The 19,392-nt window shown below is 37.7% G+C and carries 15 protein-coding genes; 9 read left to right on the top strand and 6 right to left on the bottom strand.

Features of this window, described 5'->3' with window-relative positions:
* Nucleotides 1-108: 108 nt before the first annotated feature.
* Together AC59HC_RS03400 and AC59HC_RS03395 are read right to left on the bottom strand one after the other, a co-directional pair.
* Entirely contained in the window at nucleotides 109-618 is a 510-nt protein-coding gene (locus AC59HC_RS03400; protein ID WP_496558006.1) for an Ivy family c-type lysozyme inhibitor, read from the bottom strand.
* 48 nt (nucleotides 619-666) lie between these two features.
* Nucleotides 667-1,509: an alpha/beta hydrolase family protein gene (locus AC59HC_RS03395; protein WP_496558005.1), complete on the bottom strand. Its 843-nt coding sequence runs from the start codon at nucleotides 1,507-1,509 to the stop codon at nucleotides 667-669.
* A 61-nt stretch (nucleotides 1,510-1,570) separates the two neighbouring features.
* Between AC59HC_RS03395 and AC59HC_RS03390 the strand changes: the two genes are divergently transcribed.
* The 5 genes from AC59HC_RS03390 (at nucleotide 1,571) to AC59HC_RS03370 (ending at nucleotide 7,078) form a co-directional block, all read left to right on the top strand.
* Nucleotides 1,571-2,827, top strand: coding sequence for a T9SS type A sorting domain-containing protein (locus AC59HC_RS03390; RefSeq protein WP_496558004.1), 1,257 nt, complete (start codon nucleotides 1,571-1,573; stop codon nucleotides 2,825-2,827).
* Between the two features lie 15 nt (nucleotides 2,828-2,842).
* Nucleotides 2,843-3,616, top strand: a complete 774-nt coding sequence (locus AC59HC_RS03385; RefSeq protein WP_202843319.1) for a HipA family kinase — start codon at nucleotides 2,843-2,845, stop codon at nucleotides 3,614-3,616.
* A complete protein-coding gene (locus tag AC59HC_RS03380; RefSeq protein WP_202843321.1) occupies nucleotides 3,603-3,986 on the top strand; it encodes a DUF3037 domain-containing protein in 384 nt (127 codons plus the stop codon). Before AC59HC_RS03385 ends, AC59HC_RS03380 begins: the two co-directional genes overlap by 14 nt.
* Before the next feature lie 19 nt (nucleotides 3,987-4,005).
* Nucleotides 4,006-5,040, top strand: a complete 1,035-nt coding sequence (locus AC59HC_RS03375; RefSeq protein WP_202843323.1) for an alpha/beta hydrolase — start codon at nucleotides 4,006-4,008, stop codon at nucleotides 5,038-5,040.
* 196 nt (nucleotides 5,041-5,236) lie between these two features.
* Complete coding sequence (locus AC59HC_RS03370) at nucleotides 5,237-7,078, top strand: carbon starvation CstA family protein (protein WP_343641599.1); 1,842 nt, start codon at nucleotides 5,237-5,239, stop codon at nucleotides 7,076-7,078.
* A 226-nt stretch (nucleotides 7,079-7,304) separates the two neighbouring features.
* On the opposite strand, the gene AC59HC_RS03365 is transcribed toward AC59HC_RS03370, so the two are convergent.
* On the bottom strand, nucleotides 7,305-10,085 hold the full coding sequence (locus AC59HC_RS03365; RefSeq protein WP_411414288.1) for a TonB-dependent receptor plug domain-containing protein: 2,781 nt from the start codon (nucleotides 10,083-10,085) through the stop codon (nucleotides 7,305-7,307).
* A gap of 418 nt (nucleotides 10,086-10,503) precedes the next feature.
* Complete coding sequence (locus tag AC59HC_RS03360; RefSeq protein ID WP_202843329.1) at nucleotides 10,504-12,834, bottom strand: ATP-dependent helicase; 2,331 nt, start codon at nucleotides 12,832-12,834, stop codon at nucleotides 10,504-10,506.
* Nucleotides 12,835-13,137: 303 nt separating this feature from the next.
* Here AC59HC_RS03360 and AC59HC_RS03355 point away from each other — a divergent pair, with 303 nt between their 5' ends.
* The 3 genes from AC59HC_RS03355 to secG all read left to right on the top strand — a co-directional run bounded on the left by AC59HC_RS03355 (nucleotide 13,138) and on the right by secG (nucleotide 17,031).
* Nucleotides 13,138-14,451 (top strand): M16 family metallopeptidase, encoded by a 1,314-nt coding sequence (locus AC59HC_RS03355; RefSeq protein ID WP_047429324.1) that lies wholly within the window; start codon nucleotides 13,138-13,140, stop codon nucleotides 14,449-14,451.
* 53 nt (nucleotides 14,452-14,504) lie between these two features.
* Nucleotides 14,505-16,550, top strand: coding sequence for a M16 family metallopeptidase (locus AC59HC_RS03350; protein ID WP_496558003.1), 2,046 nt, complete (start codon nucleotides 14,505-14,507; stop codon nucleotides 16,548-16,550).
* Between the two features lie 133 nt (nucleotides 16,551-16,683).
* A complete protein-coding gene (gene secG, locus AC59HC_RS03345) occupies nucleotides 16,684-17,031 on the top strand; it encodes a preprotein translocase subunit SecG (RefSeq protein WP_110010885.1) in 348 nt (115 codons plus the stop codon).
* A 50-nt stretch (nucleotides 17,032-17,081) separates the two neighbouring features.
* On the opposite strand, the gene AC59HC_RS03340 is transcribed toward secG, so the two are convergent.
* Nucleotides 17,082-17,921 (bottom strand): glycosyltransferase family 2 protein, encoded by an 840-nt coding sequence (locus AC59HC_RS03340; protein ID WP_496558030.1) that lies wholly within the window; start codon nucleotides 17,919-17,921, stop codon nucleotides 17,082-17,084.
* Nucleotides 17,917-18,528, bottom strand: coding sequence for a recombination mediator RecR (gene recR, locus AC59HC_RS03335; RefSeq protein ID WP_496558002.1), 612 nt, complete (start codon nucleotides 18,526-18,528; stop codon nucleotides 17,917-17,919). The genes AC59HC_RS03340 and recR overlap by 5 nt, the downstream gene beginning before the upstream one ends.
* Nucleotides 18,529-18,765: 237 nt before the next feature.
* Here recR and AC59HC_RS03330 point away from each other — a divergent pair, with 237 nt between their 5' ends.
* Nucleotides 18,766-19,371, top strand: coding sequence for an LURP-one-related/scramblase family protein (locus AC59HC_RS03330; protein ID WP_496558001.1), 606 nt, complete (start codon nucleotides 18,766-18,768; stop codon nucleotides 19,369-19,371).
* Nucleotides 19,372-19,392: the final 21 nt, after the last annotated feature.

The following is a 19,392-nucleotide window of genomic DNA, read 5'->3' as shown; positions in this document are numbered from 1 at the left end:
AGTCTTATGAATAGATTATTGTCCAAATTAATACCCTTTGGAAAATAGTTCCATTTTGATTTCAATAGATACTGAATACTATTATCTTCCAGCTTCTTGTTTACTTTCTTATTTTGCTTTCAGTGATTCTGAGACCGTAATTTTCCCTTTTTCAGCAAATTCTGTTATCTTGCCGTTTTTATCTATGGAAACGTTCAGATTATCATTTTTAGCATCGTAATAAATGCTTGTCGCGTATCCCGTACAATCGTGCTGTTTACATCCTGTCAGTTTGTAGATTCCATTTTCTGATACAACAGGACTTTCCACATTGAAATTCTTTACCATCTCATCATACTGAGCACCAGTAAGTTTTTTAAGTCTTTCTGAAATACCTTTATCTTCAAAGAATTTAATATCATGAGGATATTTCCCAACGTTTTTGGTAATAACATTATCCGGAGCAGGGGCAGAAGGAGCTGCAGTTGCTGCTGAATCTGTTTTTGGAGTTGTTGCAGAATCCTTAGGCATTACCGTTGCCAAAGTATCACTGCTTACAGATGATTCTGTTTTTGTTTCTTTTTTACATGAAACAACACATAATGAAAGCGCAAATGCGCCTGCAATAATTTTTTTCATAAATATATTTTATGGTGGTTACTATATAATAACGTAGTTTTAAATGTTTTATTTCAATTTTTCTTTGATAAATTCAATGCATTTTTCAGTTACAGTATGGAGATCTTTTGGTAAATCATTTCCTTCCCATGGTTCTTTTGTCCCGAAAGTATGATTGGCATTTTCGATTAAAAACAGTTCGGAATTCGGGTGAAGAATATGAAGATGTTCTGCCTGCTTCACCTCTACCGCTTCATCTTCTGTTCCATGAATAATCAGCATATGAGCTTTAGCCATTTCTGTAGCTCGTTCTACATCAAAACGGTGAATATCCTTTTCATAGTCTTCATAAAACTGATAATAATGAGGCATTTCTTGTTTTGTACGGCCGTTCAGCGCATAATACACTCCATTATTTTTCCAGTTCTCAAAGGCTTCTCCTTTTGGAAAACGATCTAAAGTATCCACACTGGCCACCGTAATCAACCCGTTAATCCTTTCATCTTCAAAAGTTTTAACAATAGAAATTCCTCCTCCTCTGCTGTGCCCGATCAGCACAATCTTTTCATCATCCACATGGGGATCTTTACTAAAGTGATCAATCACTACGCCAAGATCTGAAAGTTCTTTAGAATAATTATTATTTCCAAAAGCTTCAAGATCTCCGAAGTTGAGCGGATCATCGGTTGTTGTCCCGTTATGTGAAAAATTAAACTTGACAAAGAAAAAGCCTGCTTCCGCAAACTTTTCAGCCATCAGGTTCCAGGCTCCCCAATCTTTATACCCTTTATATCCGTGAACAAATATGATCAGGGGAAGTTTTTTTTGACTGTCTTTATAAAAAGCATCAGCAAGAAAACCTTTTGTTTCTTTATTTTCTAAGTATATATTCTTTTCTATAATCAAATTCATAAAACAAATGGGTTTTACTTAATATTATTTATATTTATAGGATGAATTCAAACTGAAATTTATGAAAAAAACTCTACTTTTTTTATCTTTAATTACATTTTCTTTCATCCTGAGCCAGACGACCAAAAGGGTATTCTTTATTGGAAACAGTTATACTTATGTTAACAATTTACCTGGCCTTATTCAAAGCATTGCTGCATCTAATGGTGATGTATTCGAGCATCACAGCCAGACTCCGGGAGGTGCTACCCTGCAGGATCATGCCAACAATCCGAATGTCACTACAGACATTAATCAGGGAAACTGGGATTACGTGGTATTGCAGGAACAGAGCCAGCTTCCTTCGTTTCCTGATTCGCAGGTACAAAACCAGGTGTATCCTTATGCGCTTCAGCTTTCCAATTTAATTAAAACAGCCAATCCTTGTGGAAATGTTATTTTCTATATGACCTGGGGCCGTAAAAACGGAGATGCTACGAACTGTCCCGGGCTTCCGGCTGTCTGTACCTATCAGGGAATGGACACGCAAATTTATAACCGATACATGGAGATGGCTATGAACAATGAAGGCATTGTCTCTCCTGTAGGTAAAGTCTGGAGAACAATCAGAGAACAAAACCCGGCCATTGAATTGTATGATCAGGACGAATCACACCCGAGCTACATTGGTTCTATGGCGGCTGCGTATACATTTTATACCATTATTTTCAAAAAAGATCCGACCCAGATTCCTTTTAATGGAAATCTTACTCCGGCACAGGCTCAGTTGATCAAAGAAATTGTGAAAACAGAGGTCTATGACCAGCCTGGTCAATGGTATGTAACCAACAATGATGTTCACAGCAGATTCACTTATCAGCTTACCGGAGCAGGAACCGTTCAGTTTACTAATACAACACAGAATGCAGCTTCTTATTTATGGGATTTTGGTGATGGTACAACATCTACTTTGGAAAATCCGACGCATACCTATACTGCAGTAGGAAATTATAATGTTAAACTGACAACCGATGCCTGCGGAGCAACTACAACGAAAACAAAACTGGTTGTTGTAAGCACATTACATACAGCGGAAACAAGTATAGAAAATGGAATTCAAATCTATCCAAATCCTGTTCAAAACCTTATTAACATTGTTTCTAAAAAGAAATTTGAAGTAATTTCCCTTACAGAAGCTTCAGGAAAAATCATTCCTTATCATTTGAATAAAACAGAGACTGGCTACAGTATTTCACTTCAGCATCTGACCAGCGGAGTTTATTTCCTGCAATATAAAACAGGTGAAAAGGAATTCACTAAAAAAATTATTAAAAAATAAGCTTATTTTTGCTGCATGCAGAATTTAAGAACTGTAACCGTGATGCGTTACATTCTGCCCCTGAGAGAAGGAGGATCTCTTCCGGCTCTGGCAGAAGCTGATGATGATTTCAAATATGTATTAAAATTCCGTGGTGCAGGCCATGGGGTAAAAATGCTGATCTCCGAACTTTTGGGCGGGAAAATTACCGAAGCTTTGGGACTTAAAATTCCTGAACTTGTTTTCGTTAATCTTGACGCCGATTTCGGAAGAACGGAAGCCGATGAGGAAATACAGGATCTTCTTAAGTTTTCCGAAGGACTGAATCTTGGGCTGCATTATCTTTCCGGTTCTATCACCTATGACCCGGGAGTAAGTGTTGACCCGCTTCTGGCGTCAAAAATAGTATGGCTGGATGCATTCATTACCAACATCGACCGTACTTTTAAAAATACGAATATGCTGATGTGGCATAAAGAACTTTGGATCATCGATAATGGTGCTTCGTTCTACTTCCACCACTCCTGGCAGAATTTTGATGCAGCGGCTAAAACGCCTTTCAAATATGTGAAAGATCATGTGCTTCTTCCTAAGGCCAAAATGCTTGACGAAGCGGATAAATTTGCTCATGAAGTTTTGAATGATACTCTTTTCAGAGACATTGTGAATATGATTCCTGGAGACTGGCTGCACTGGAATGATGCCGACGAAACACCGGAAGAAATCCGTGAGATCTATTTTCAGTTTATGAAAACCAGATTAGAAAATTCTCAAATCTTTGTAAACGAAGCGAAAAATGCAAGAGGATAAAATATATGAATATGCGGTAATACGCCTGGTACCTAAAGTTGAAAGAGAAGAATTTTTCAATATCGGGCTGGTGATGTTTTCCAAAAAGGAAAAATTCATCAGAGTGGAATTCTATTTGTGTCCGGACAAATTCAAACTGATGCATAGCAAACTGGATTACAATGATATCATCCACAATCTTGAAAGCTTTCAAAAAATTGCTAACGGTGAGAAAGATGGCGGTCCTATTGCTTTTCTTGATATTCCGGAACGTTTCCGATGGCTGACAGCGGTAAGAAGTTCTGTAGTCCAGACCTCAAGACCTCATCCGGGAAAATCAAAGGATCTGAATGCCACTTTTGGTAAGCTTTTTGAGGAGTTAGTAAAATAACACTCCTTAAAAATTTATTATGAAATTACACATCAACAACATATCAACATACAGGTTTTTCACAAACCTGTTTTTTATTTTATTTTTAAGCTTTACAAATTTATTTTTTTCACAAGACCTACCATTAAGACCAAACAAACCTTCTGCTGTAAAAAGTACATTACTTCCTGAAATTGCAACAGTTTCCGAAGATATCGTGTACAAAACAAACAGAAAGGGCAAACCTCTCGCTCTTGATCTCTATACACCCAAGAATGCCACCACTGAAAAACTTCCGGTATTGATCTACGTTCATGGAGGCGGATGGGTAGAAGGTGACAAAGTGGTAAATGCAGATAATTATCTTGAAACAACTGTAAAAAAACTAATAGACAAACAGTATGCGGTGATCAGTATCAATTATACGCTTTTAAGTGACAGCATTCATTTTCCTCTGCCGTTGGAAGATACCAAAGATGCCATAAGATGGGTAAGAAAAAATGCTGAAAAATATAACCTTGACACCAACAATATCGGACTTTTCGGGGCTTCAGCCGGAGCCCATCTTTCTCTGATGGCAGCCTATACACCAGACAATACTTATCTGGGTAATCCTGAACTTTCCTCTTATTCGGCTAAAGTGAATTATGTGATTGATCATTATGGCCCTGCAGACCTCAACAAACTTTTCCATACAAGATTAGGAACAATTCCGGTGGGAATGATAGGATTAATGTCTAAAAAAATTGTCGGTTTACAGGAAAATCTTGTCAAAGGAATTTCCGGATATAATATCAGAAAAGATCAGGACAGCGCTATTGACTATCTTAAAACGATTTCCCCTGTCTATTTTGTTTCCGGAGGAGTTCCAACTTTAATTGTCCAGGGGAATAATGATAAAATTGTTCCTTTAAGCCAGTCTAAAAAGCTCCACCGAAAATTAAACAGAGCCAAAATACAGAACTCCCTGATCGTCGTTGATGGCGGAGTGCATGGCTTTGGCACTACTGATAAAGCTTATCTGGACCAACTTACAGATAAGATGGTAGATTTTGTTCTTTCACAAAAGAAATAAGATATATATTTATCTATCAGAGCACAACACAAAATCCTATAAATCAAATTAATAACATAAAGAACAAATACAAATTTGCTAGATTGATATACATATTATTACTTTTTCATTGAGAATTAATTACCTTGGCTATTGTTTAAATTATTAACAACAAAAACACCAATAGTTTAATTTTTTATCAACAAAAATAAGCAGTATGGAATCTTTAAACAATATCAATGCACTTACACTCATCTTTGTATCTGTTCTTCTTTTTGCGATAGCTTACCGTTTTTACGGTATTTTCATTGCCAATAAAGTTCTCCGGCTTAATGACGGGAATACAACACCTGCTGTAGAATTTGCAGATGGTAAAGATTATGTGGCTACCAATAAAAATGTACTTTTCGGGCATCATTTTGCAGCTATTGCAGCTGCGGGACCTTTGGTAGGCCCTGTTTTGGCGGCACAATTCGGGTATCTTCCCGGCGCATTATGGATATTGATAGGATGCGTACTGGGAGGCGGAGTGCATGACATGATCGTTCTTTTTGCTTCAGTGAGGCATAAAGGGCAAAGTCTAGCCACGATTGCTTCCAAAGAAATCGGGAAAGCAACGGGTACGGTAGCAGGTTTTGCGATCCTCTTCATTTTGATTCTTACACTGGCAGGTCTATCTTTAGCTTGCATCAACGCGATGCATGAAGCTTCATGGTCTCTTTTTACCGTTGTGATTACGATGCCTATTGCGATCATTATGGGTCTGATTATGCGTTATAAAAAGAATAGTGTCCTGTTTGCAAGTATTTTGGGAGGTATTCTTTTGGTTGCAGGAATTATCGGAGGACATACCCTCATGCAGAATCCTACGATGAATGGTTTATTTTCCTGGGATATTAAAACCATTTCTATTGCCATTCCTCTGTATGGTTTTATTGCTTCGGTATTACCCGTATGGCTTCTTTTGGTTCCCAGGGATTATCTATCGACTTATTTAAAGATCGGAACGATTATCATGCTGGCTATAGGGGTAATCGTTATCCATCCAACGATACAGATGCCGGCTATCACAGCATTTGTTAATGGCGGCGGCCCTATTATTGGCGGTCCGGTACTTCCTTTTATCTTCATTGTAATTGCCTGCGGAGCGATTTCCGGGTTCCATGCGGTGATTGCTACGGGAACCACTCCGAAAATGCTTAATAAAGAAAGAGAAATTCTTTTTGTTGGTTACGGAGCCATGCTGGTAGAAGGTTTTGTCGCATTAATGGCGCTTATCGCAGCCTGTACACTGATGCCGGGTGATTATTTTGCCATCAACACGCCCAAAGAAGCTTATGATTCTTTTCTTGCAGCACATCCTTCCCTGCACGGTGTAGACATTGATTATTATTCGCAGAAAATAGGTATTGATCTTTACGGAAGAACTGGAGGCGCTGTATCTCTGGCCGTGGGAATGGCCCATATCTTTAATAAAATCCCTTATATGGACCAGCTGACAGCTTACTGGTATAATTTCGCGATTATGTTTGAAGCGGTATTTATTCTTACAGCTATTGATGCCGGAACCAGAGTCGGACGCTTCTTCTTACAGGAAATGCTGGGGTCCGTAGTTCCAAAGTTTAATGATAAAAACTGGATTCCGGGAATCATTATCAGCAGTCTTCTTTTCACTTTTGCCTGGGGATATCTGGTATATACAGGAAATGTAAACAGTATCTGGCCGTTATTCGGAATCAGTAACCAATTGCTGGCAGCCTGCGGGCTTATTGTCTGTACAACGATGCTGATCAGAATGAACAGGGGAAAATATGCTTTATGCTCGGCTATTCCGGGTGTATTCATGGCTGGAATTACCTTCTGGGCGGGTTATATTCAGGTGACCGCCATTTACATTCCTAAAGGACAGTATTTACTGGCCGCTTTAGCGGTGACAGCCATGGTTCTGATGCTTGTTGTATTTGCAGGAGCTTTCAGAAAGTGGTATCAGCTTCTTCAAATCAAAACAACTGAAATTGACCATTATGGTGAACCAGTGAAAGAACTGGTAGAAAGATAAGATTCAAATTTTTTAAAGAAAAGCCATTAAGGAGGATTGAAGAAATAAAGTATAGTTAAGGTAAATCATTTTGATTCTTAAGCTTAAAGCGAAGCTTATCTTAATACTCTTAAACTCTTATTATATCTTAATGGTTCAAAAATAAAAGTTTAATTCATATTATATAAAGAAAAAACAGTTCAGGATTTCCGAACTGTTTTTTTTTAAGCATTATCTTTTGTTTTATTTAAAAATTGAAATTCAATCTTGCAAAAACATATCTTCCATTCTGCCCAAACTGTGAAGTAGATCTTGAATAGATGAATTGGTCATTATTGGTAGAAGCGGTAAGGTTTTTCGTTGGATAGATATCAAACAAATTGTTTACTCCTAAAGTCAGTCCTACATTTTTAGTAAACTGATAAGCAGCAGATAAATCCGTAATGATCTTATCTCCGATCTGCTGATGTTCGTTAAAATCAATGATTCCGTCTCCGTTTACATCAATAATATCAGCACCTGTTACTTTTCCGAAATAGGTATTTCTGAGATATAAACTTGCATTCTTCCATGAAAGGGTGTGAGAAAGACTCGCTTTTACTCTAGGCACAGCCTCTTCAAGATATACTCTTGATTTTTCAGAAAAATAAATCTTTTCAAGCGAAGGAGACTGCAGCAGCCCGGCCGAATGAATTTCTCCTACCTGTTTGGTTTGGTTCAGATTAATCGCAAAGTTATTGTCCAGTTTAAATCCTGAAAACCTTGCATTATGTGAAATTACCACATCTAAACCTTTTGTTTCTGTATCGATAGCATTTGTGAAGAACTGGGCACCATTCACATTTAATTTATCATATTCTTTTTGTGCATCTGAAGGTACATCTTTTCTTAAAAACTGATCAGTAAGAATGATACGGTTATCAATTCTCGTAAAATATCCGTCCGCGGTAAAGCTAAGCCCGGCCGAAGGAATTCTGTAAGTAAATCCTACACTTGCTGATTTGGAAGTTTCCTGCTTCAGTTTTGGCATACCCAGCAGTCCTGCCAGCTGAGAATCATTACTGAAAGTTCCTACTTCCAACAGTTGATTATTGGTGAACAACGTAGAGGTTACATTATAATAGATCTGGTGGATAGATGGTGCTCTGAATCCTGTAGATCCCGCAAATCTTACATTGAAATTAGGAGCTACTTTGATTCTTGAAGCCAGTTTATAATTGAATGTAGATCCAAAATCCGAATAGTTTTCATATCTCGCCGCTGCATCTACCAATAACCAATTGGTAAAGTTGAATTCAACATCTGCATACGCTGCTACCGACTGTCTGTTTTTATCGACTGCATTTCCAGGCCTGAATCCGTTGAATACCTGAGAACCTCCCGGCAAGGGTTGTCCAAAAAAGTCTGTGGCTCTCTGGCTTGGATCTCCGTTCCAGATATTTCCAAACTGGTCATATGTCTGATAGGAAGCTTCTTCTCCTTGGGTAATTTTAAAATTCTCATAACGGTGCTCACCTCCAAAGGCTACATTAATTCCTTCCCATACATCATATTTCTTAGAAAAATCTAAATTGATCGTATTTTGAGAAAATCTTAAACCACCTGCATTAAACTCCCTTGGTGAAGCAAAACGCAAAGAGGTATTTCCTGTATTCTGAATATTATAGGTAAATGAATTCTGTCCGTACGTATTACTGAAATCAATATTCCAGCCTTCCCATTTTCCTTTGATTCCCGCTGCCAATGAGATATCCTGAATATCTGTTCCGATCTGTGGAAGATAACCGTTAGGATACAATCCCGTAAACGTTCTGCTTTCTCTCGGTCTTCTGTAAAATCCTCCGGAAGTTCCATGTCTTAAACTGTATCCTCCAAAAGTATATACTTTCCAGTTATCACTTACAGGAATTTCAGCATTCACAAAAAGCTGGTGATTGTTAAGTTTAGACTGTCCTACCTGCATATTAAAATCCTTTCTGACCTGTCCTCTGTAAGCCAGTTCCTGATCTGTCACATCGGCACTCAATAAAGACCAAAGTCCTTTCTGAAGAACATTTCCTGAAGCATCCGTAATGTCTTTAAATGTATTTGCATTTTGTATGTCAGAGAGCTGAGTTGCACTAAAATAGTTCACTCCCTGAGCATACTGATGTACATAATCAATAATCTGCTGTGAATTGGGAGTATTATTTATATTGGTAAAAAGAGAAGAAAGATTGACTCCGTCATTCAAGGCACGTTGTTCTATCGCATTATAAGCATTGTAGATTTTTCCACTTTCAGTACCGGCGCGGTAGGTAGGATTTCTGAATTGTGAAGACCAGGTAATATTAAAGAACCCTCCTTTGGTTCCGATTTTATTTCCATAGTTCAAATCCAGCTGAATATTCTGACCGTCAAAATCTCCGGTATGATCATTAGCCGTTGGCGTAAGGTTTCCTCCATAGCTTATCTGTCCTGCCAGTTTTCCTGTATCTCTTTTCAGGTCAAGGTTGATAACACCGGCAATGGCATCAGATCCGTATTGTGCGGCAGCTCCGTCTCTTAATACTTCAATCCTGTTCAAAGCGAAAGATGGAATGGCATTCAAATCGGTTCCTACGGTACCTCTTCCAGGTGTTCCGTTGACGTTCACCAATGCTGAAGTATGTCTTCTTTTTCCATTCACCAAAACCAAAACCTGGTCTGGCCCCAAGCCTCTCAGCTGTGCAGGATCCAGGTGATCTGTTCCATCTGAATTCGTTTGAATGGTAGAAGTAAATGAAGGAGCAACCGCATTCAGAATCTGCCCGATATTGGTTTGCGGGAGTATAACTGAAGATTCTTTAACATTAAATACATCTACAGGAACCGGACTATCTGTTTTGGATCTCGCCCCGGCTCTGGAACCCAGTACGACTACTTCTTCTACATTATTGGTTTTTATGGTGTCTTTATTTGCTTTTATGCTGTCTTTTTCCTGTCCATAAGTAAATACACCGAGGAAAAATAAAACAGAGGCCGAAAGAATAGTTTTCTTATTTTTCATAGTTTAGAATTTTGATAACATTTATGTTTTTACAGGGTGCAAATGTAAAATTTATTTATTAGTCTACAAAACAGATAGACTTTGTTTTTATAAAAAATAGTTATCGTTTCTTTCTATCCCTTATTTAAAGTTATGATAATTTAAGAACATTTCAATAAAAAAACATTGTTTTATAGAAGGTTAACAGTAAAATAAATTTTGAAAAAACGCTATGTGCGCTAAGAAATTCTTACTTAGTGATTATTTTTACGATCGCAACGGCACCTCCGTTCAGCAATAAAAATCATCTCTGCTAAGTGAAACGCCCTTGCGAAAAAAAAAAATAGCAGATCCAGATAATCACATTGCGAACTTTGTATTTAAAAATAAAAACGGATCCAAAAATTGAATCCGTTTCTTTGTATCTTTATTTTTAAATTTAAATCTTAGTCAGTTTAGCATATTTCAGGATCAGATTTTTTTCTCCTTCATGCATGAAAACTACTTTTGCTTTGATATTCTGAGGATCTGTTCCATCCAGGAAAGTCACTTCTCCAATTCCGAAACGATCGTGTCTCACTTTATCACCCACTTCAATATCCTGAGAAGAAGCTCCGCTTGGATTGATAATTTTAGCCGTACTTACCGGTTTCAGTTTTCTGACTTCAGGAGCAGGTTTGGAAGTATCTCCTCTGTCGATGGTCTTTTTCTCAACCTTTTTGAAAGATCTCATTTCAGATGGATGCTCATCAAAGATATTGGATTTCACTCCTGAATTATTGATAAACCTTTTTTCCAAAGCCGGATTAAGGAATTCAATATATTCATCATCAATTTCGCTTAAGAATCTTGAAGGTTCAGCATCTGTAATTTTTCCCCATTGAAAACGGGAAACCGCATAAGAAAAGAAGGCTTGTTTTTCCGCTCTTGTCAATGCCACATAGAATAATCTTCTCTCCTCTTCCAGGTCTTCTCTGGTTGCAGAGCTCATAAAGCTAGGGAAAAGGTTTTCTTCAAGTCCTACCAGGTGAACCACCGGGAACTCCAGCCCTTTTGAAAGGTGAATCGTCATTAAAGAAACCATGTCATCTTCCAGATCTTTATCCTGGGTATCTGCAGAAAGGGCAATATTTTCAAGGAAGTTGGAAAGACTAGGATCTCCGTCCTCAAGCTGCATCTGTTCTTCAATGAAACCCTGCATGGAGTTCATCAATTCCTGAACGTTTTCTACTCTGGAAATTCCTTCCGGAGTCTGATCATCTTTTAAAAACTTGATTAAACCGCTTCGCTTTGCCACTTCCATAGCCACGCTGTAAGCTGTTTCTGTTTTCAGTAATACCTGAAAAGCTTTGATCATGGACCAGAAATCGTTCAGTTTGTTTAAAACTCCGTTGTTCAGGCCTAACTGCGGTGCATACATAGGAAGGTTCTCCAACACTTTTGAAACTGCAATATTATGAGCATCTGCAAAAACGATCAGCTTATTCTGAGTAGTTTCTCCAATTCCTCTTGCAGGATAATTGATAATCCTCATCAATGCTTCAGAATCATTTTCATTGATCAGAAGACGAAGGTATCCAATAAGGTCCTTTACTTCTTTTCTTTGGTAGAAAGAAAGACCTCCATACACTTTGTACGGAATATTTTTACGTCTCAGCGCATCTTCAAAAGCACGCGTCTGAGAATTGGTTCTGTATAAGATGGCAAAATCACTGTATTTTCTCTGGTCGCGGTTACGAAGTTCCCAGATATTTCCTGCCACAAAATTCGCTTCATCAGCATCGGAAAGGGAACGGTATATTTTGATCTTGTCTCCTTCTTCATTATCACTGAAAACATTTTTCTTAAACTGCTGCAGGTTTTTAGCGATAACAACATTAGCAGCGTTTACAATATTCTGTGTAGAACGGTAATTCTGCTCCAGAGATACCGTTATAGCATCGGGATAATCTTTTTTAAAGTTTAAGATATTGTAGATATTCGCTCCACGGAAAGAGTAAATAGACTGTGCATCGTCTCCTACCACACAGATATTTTCAAATTTCGAAGCCAGAGCTTTTACGATAAGATACTGAGAATGGTTGGTATCCTGATACTCATCTACCATGATGTATCTGAATCTGTCCTGATATTTTGCCAGTACTTCCGGGAAACGGGTCAATAGTTCATTGGTTTTCAATAAAAGATCATCAAAATCCATAGATCCGTTTCTGAAACACTGATCTACGTATTTCTGATAAATCTGCCCGATGAATTTCATATTCGCTTTTTCATCCGCTTCCATGAGTTCCGGATTGTTGAAATAAGCTTTTACCGTAATCAGGTTATTTTTATAAGTCGAGATTCTTGCCTGAACTTTTTTAGGTTTATAAAGATCGGCATCAATATTCATATCCTTCAGTACTTTTTTAATCACATTCAGGGCATCCTGCTGATCATAAATGGTAAAATTGGAAGGATACCCAAGATAATGGGCTTCAATCCTTAAAATCCTTGCAAAAACAGAGTGAAAGGTTCCCATCCAAAGGCTTCTTGCATTGCTGTCTCCTACTACCTTCGCAATACGTTCTTTCATCTCACGTGCCGCTTTATTGGTAAAGGTAAGCGCCAGAATATTGAAAGGGTCTATTCCATTGTGTATTAAATGGGCAATACGCATAGTCAATACACGCGTTTTACCGGAACCAGCTCCGGCAAGCACCATCAGAGGTCCCTGTAAAGAGGTAACGGCTTCATATTGTGATTCGTTGAGTCCTTTCAAATAGTCCATACAGCAAAAAATTTTGGGAACACAAAATTAAGGTATTCAGAGGAGAATTCAAACTTTCATAGAGAAGTTAGGGATATGAAGCATTAAGACTGTATTGATAGCATTTGTCAATGGTCAATTTTGCTTCGCAAGTAAATCGTAAATGGTTATTCTTAATCTCAAATCCCGCAACCCGAATCACGTAACAAATTGACAAGCGAAGCGAATTCACCATTAACTATTCACCGTCACCTTTATATTTATACACATTCTGTAACATTTAATTCACTTTTCATACTAATTGGTAAACAATTTCTAAATTTTATGAAAAAGCGACTTCTTTCTGCTGCTGCCGTAGCTTTCTTCGGGCTCATGCTGAATGCACAGCAAATCAAATTCGAAGAGTATGACCTTCCCAATGGTCTGCATGTAATTCTTCATCAGGATAATTCGGCACCGGTGGTAACGACAGGTGTAATGTATCATGTAGGTGCAAAAGATGAAGTAAAAGGCAGAACAGGTTTTGCTCACTTCTTTGAACACCTTTTATTCGAAGGAACTCCTAACATCAAGAGAGGAGACTGGTTTAAAATCGTTTCTTCAAACGGAGGGCAGAACAACGCCAACACGACCAATGACAGAACGTATTACTATGAAACATTCCCTTCCAACAATGAACAGCTTGGTCTTTGGATGGAGGCAGAAAGAATGCGTCACGCTGTTATCAACCAAATTGGTGTAGATACCCAGAGAGAGGTTGTAAAAGAAGAGAAAAGATTAAGAATGGATAACCAGCCTTATGGGAATCTTTTCACGACTATTCAGAAAAATTTATTCACAAACCACCCATACAACTGGCCGACAATCGGTTCAATGGAAGATTTAAACTCTGCTAAACTAGAGGAATTCCAGGCGTTTTATAAAAAATATTACGTTCCGAATAATGCTACTTTAGTGGTTGCAGGAGATATCAAACCCGAGCAGACAAAAAAATGGATCGAAACCTACTATGGAGGCATTCCAAAAGGAACCCTTTATCCAAAAGATTTCCCGAAAGAAACACCTATCACTCAGGAAAAAGAAGTAACTGCTACAGATCCCAACATCCAGCTTCCGGCTTATGTTTTCGCATATAGAACTCCGGCTAACAAAGAGAAAGATGCTTATGTTTTAGATATGCTTTCTTCTTATTTAAGCAGCGGTAAATCTTCGGTTTTATATAAAAAATTAGTAGACCAGGACAAAAAAGCACTTCAGGTGGCTGCTTTCAACCAGGGACTTGAAGATTACAGTATTTTTGCCTTCTTCGCAATTCCAATGGGACAGACTACGAAACAGGCTTTACAGACTGACATTGATGCTGAAATCAAAAAGCTTCAGACTACTTTAATTTCTGAAGAGGATTATCAAAAACTTCAAAACCAGTACGAAAACCAGTTTGTAAATGCCAATTCAAGCATTCAGGGAATTGCCGCTTCATTGGCAACCAACCACGTATTGATGGGTGATACGAATCTGATCAACAAAGAAATCGACATTTACAGATCTATCACAAGACAGGATCTTCAAAATGCTGCTAAAAAGTATCTTAATTCCAACCAAAGAATAATCATCAATTACGTACCTGAGAAAAAGTAATCATGTTCAACTTTCAGGTTACCTTATGATTATTAAAAATTAAATTTTTACAAATGAAAAAGCAATTAACATATATAGCTGCAGCATTTTTCTTTACAGGAATGGTTTCAGCACAAAAAATAGATCTTAATGCAATGCCAAAACCAGGACCTACTCCTGCGATTAACATTGCGAAGCCAAAAACCTTCCAGCTAAGCAACGGTCTTACCGTAATGGTGGTGGAGAACAACAAATTACCAAGAGTAAGTGCCAGCCTTTCTATGGACAGACCTCCATACAACGAAGGAGCAGTAACCGGAGTAAGCGGAATTATGGCTGAGCAGTTCGAAAACGGAACTACCAATATCAGCAAAGACGACTTCAACAAAAAAGTAGATTATCTTGGAGCAAACCTTAATTTCTCTTCGGGAGGTGCTTCTGCCAATTCACTTTCAAAATATTTCCCTGAAGTTTTAGGTTTAATGGCTGATGCCATCATTAATCCTAAATTTTCTGCTGAAGAAATTCAAAACTCTAAGGAGAGAACGATTGAAGGATTAAAAGCTGACGAAAAAAATGCTTCTTCTATTGCTGAAAGAGTATCCAACGCTTTGATGTATGGAAAAAATACTTCAAGAGGTGAGTTTGAAACGGTTGAATCTATCAACAAAATCCAGCTTGCTGACGTACAAAATGTTTATAAAAAATACTACGCTCCGGATAATGCTTATTTAGTAATTGTAGGAGACGTAAAGTTTGACCAGGTAAAACCTTTGATCGAAAAAGCTTTCAGTGGCTGGAAAAAAGCAAACACTCCTATTACACCATTGGAACCTGCTTCTAATGTTGCCAAAACAGAGATCAACGTAGTAGATGTTCCTTCTGCAGTACAGTCTGTTGTTTCTTTAAACAACCTGAACACCCTGAAAATGAAAGATGCCAACTACTTCCCTGCTACAATCGCCAATTACATCCTTGGTGGTGGCGGTGAAGCCAGACTTTTCATGAACCTTCGTGAGAAAAACGGATTTACCTATGGGGCTTACTCAGAAATGGTGGCCAGCAAATATTCTCCACAATTCTCTGCGAGTGCAAGTGTAAGAAATGAGGTTACAGACAAAGCTGTTAAGGAATTCATGAATGAACTTAATGCGATCTCTACCATAAAACCAGAAGAATTAGCGAACGCTAAAGCTAAATTAAAAGGAGCTTTCATTCTTGCCCTGGAACAGCCTGCCAATATCGCAAGATTTGCTTTAAACCTGAAGGTTCAGGATTTACCTGCTGATTTTTATACCAATTACTTAAAATCTATTGATAAGGTAACTGCAGCAGATGTTTCCAATGCTGTAAAAGCTACAATTTTGCCCAACCAGAGCAGAATTTTCATCGCTGGTAAGGCATCTGATATTTCTGAAGGATTGGAAAAACTGGGTTATCCTGTAAAATATTTCGATAAAGATGCCAATCCTGTGACGAAACCAACGGTACAGAAAGTAGATGCCAGCGTAACTGTTGCATCTGTTGTTGACAAATACATCAATGCTATCGGAGGAAAAGCTAATCTTGCAAAAATCACTTCTTATACTACCAATGCCTCAATGTCTATGCAAGGACAAAACATCGATTTTAAAATCGTTAAGGCACAAGGCGGAAAGGAACTTACCACGGTAACGGCAATGGGACAGGTTGTTCAGAAGCAGGTTTTCGATGGAAAAACCGGTTATTCGATGCAAATGGGACAAAGGGTGGATATCACACCGGAAGAAATTGCTGAAAAACAAAAAAATCCTGAGATTTTCGAAGAATTGGGGTTTGCAAAATCTCCCGACTATAAATTAGGAGGAATTGAGAAAATTGGCGGAGAAGATTCTTATGCTATTAAAGGTGGAAATACAACGTATTACTACAGTGTGGCAACGGGATTAAAAACCGGAGAGACAAAAAAAATAAAAGCTAAAGGTCAGGAAATGACCATTCCGACAACCTACTCTAATTATAAAGATGTAGAAGGCGTAAAAATGCCTTTCACGATCTCTGTAAGCCAGATGGGAATGGATATGACCATGAATGTAAAGTCTTATGAGATCAATAAGGCTACAGATGCTGATTTTAAATAATAACATCCTATTTTTATAGAAAAAACGGCAACAAATGTTGCCGTTTTTATTTTTATCAACATTTGGCGATATCTTTTTTTGTAATTCAGTAAAAAAAGATTAAATTTGCCCATTCAAAAAGATATCAGAATTAATGGATACTATATTTACACTATTGATGGTTCTTATTATGATTGCCAGTGTCTTATTGGTAATTATTGTTATGGCACAAAATCCAAAAGGAGGAGGCCTTTCCAGTACATTCGGAGGTGCATCATCTGCACAGTTCGGGGTACAGAGAACCAATGATTTCATGGAAAAAGCAACATGGACTCTGGGCGGAACTATCATCGTTCTTATCCTTTTAAGCGTTGTTATTACAGGTAAGCCTTCTCAGGCACTTCCTACACAACAGCCTGCTAAGAAAGAAGCTCCGGCAAAACAGTCAGCTCCTGCTTCTTCTACAACCACTCCGGCACAGACTCCTGCACCGGCAAAATAAGAAGAATATCATCTTACATACAACAAAAGCAACTCAAATTGAGTTGCTTTTTATTTTAACCTGATCTTTTCAATCTGATGCCGAAGCTTTAATCCTGCCTTTAAAAATGAATACTGTACAGGCTTTGATTCTTTATAATATTTATCAATAAAGATCTGCATGGCTCCGTAAAATCTATTGAGGTATACTTCATCTTTAATGGTACTTTCCCCTTTGTGATGAAGAATTGAAACTTTTCCATAATAGAAGTTTTGATATCCGTTTCTTAAAAAGGTATAACAAAGATCAATATCTTCTCCATACATAAAATAAGCTTCATCCAATCCTCCTATTCTCTCGTAAACGTCTTTTTTAGCCAATAAAAATGCTCCGGTGATTACTTCCACTTCAGCAATAGCATTTTCTTCTATATCGTTTCTGTAATAGGATTTCGAGTTGTTCTTTTTAAAATTGGTAAACAGCTTTTCAAACGAGTTGAACATATCCGGAACCGATCGCTTGCTTTCAGGAAGAAAATTTCCTCCGGCATCATGCATTCTCACCCCCAGACATCCGAATGAAGGCTGTGCATCTGCAAAATCCAGCAATTCTTTCATATAAAATCCTTCCAACTCCGTATCAGGGTTTAAAAGCAGAATATACTCCCCTTTTGCCATTTGAACAGCTTTGTTATTCGCCTTTGCAAAACCACCATTTGTTGTAGAAGATATAAAGTATACATTGGGAAACTCAGGGATAAGGTCACCCCATGAATTGTCTGTAGAAGCATTATCAATGACAATCACTTCATAATCTATTTCCTGTACATACTTCCGGAGCGACAGTAGGCAGCTTCTGAGCAATTGGGTAACATTATAATTAACAATAATAACGGACAACTTCATATTAATCCTTTTCGTTGTAAGGCAGTCTGTTGATAATAGATCTTCCTAAAGAAATTTCATCTGCATATTCCAGTTCATCTCCCACAGAAATTCCTCTTGCAATGCTGGAAAAATTCACATTGAAATTTTTAAATTTCTTGTAAATATAATAGGCGGTGGTATCACCTTCCATTGTAGCACTCAGAGCAAAAATAAATTCCTTTACCTGTCCGTCATTCAGTTTCTTTTCTATGCTTGGAATATTCAGCTGGCCTGGCCCTACTCCTTCCATGGGAGAAATTTTCCCGCCAAGAATCAGATATTTCCCGGTGTATTTTCCTGTATTTTCTATAGCAATCACATCCCGTACATCTTCAACAATACAAATCAGTTCACCATTTCTCTTTTCATTGCTGCATATTTCACAAATGTCAAAATCTGAAAAATTATGACATTCTTTACAATATTTTATTTCATTGACAAGGTTAATCAGGGAGTTGCCAAGGTTTACAGCTCTTGAATTGGGCTGCTTCAACAAATGTAATGCTAATCTCAAAGCCGTTTTCCTGCCAATTCCAGGCAGCCCGGAAATTTCATCTACTGCCTTTGCCAATACTTTACTAGGGTAATCCATAAGTACAAAAATAAGGATTAAAGTTGATAATTGATAGTGAATAATGAATCGTCGATTCGCTTCGTTTGTGAATTTGTATAAAGTGATTATTGACTATTGGCTTTGCGCAGCAAAAATTGACTATTGACCATGAGGTTAATGTCCCATTATGATATTTTATATTTCCCGTGTATCTGAGGACACTAAAAAAACCTTTATATTTGCGGCTTAAATTAAATATGAAAAAAATAAACTGACATGGTACTTAACAATCTTAATTATCCTCTGGATTTCAAATTCAAAATCACTACTTTAGCAAGTGACTTCAACATTACTGACAAAAACGGAAATTATGTGGCATATGTTCGTCAGAAAATGTTCAAGTTGAAAGAAGATGTTATCATTTTTAATGATGAAAGCAAGTCTAAGGAACTTTTCAGAATTAAAGCTAACCAATGGATTGATTTCAACGCTTCTTATTCTTTGAACGACCTCATCGACAACAAAAACTTCGGCAGGCTGGCAAGAAAAGGAATGCGTTCTCTGTGGAAAGCAAGTTATGATATCCTGGATGCACATGATCAGCCTAAGTTTAAAATTCAGGAAGACAGCGCATGGGTAAGATTCTGGGACAGCTTTGTAGGAGAACTTCCTATCATCGGGATGTTTACAGGGTATTTCCTTAATCCATCTTACACCGTAACAGGAATTGATGGAAAGGCTTATTTTAAGCTTAAAAAAATGCCTTCATTCTTTGGAAGAAGATTTCAGCTGGACAGACTGATTGATATTGATGATGAGGAAGAAAGCCTGGTAATCCTTTCTTTATTGATGATGACACTTCTTGAAAGAGCAAGAGGATAAACAAATTATAAAACCACAAAG

The organism is Chryseobacterium sp. DZ-32, from assembly GCF_059587025.1.
Note: the sequence above shows the minus strand (reverse complement) of the source record. Positions and strands in the feature narration are given on the sequence as shown.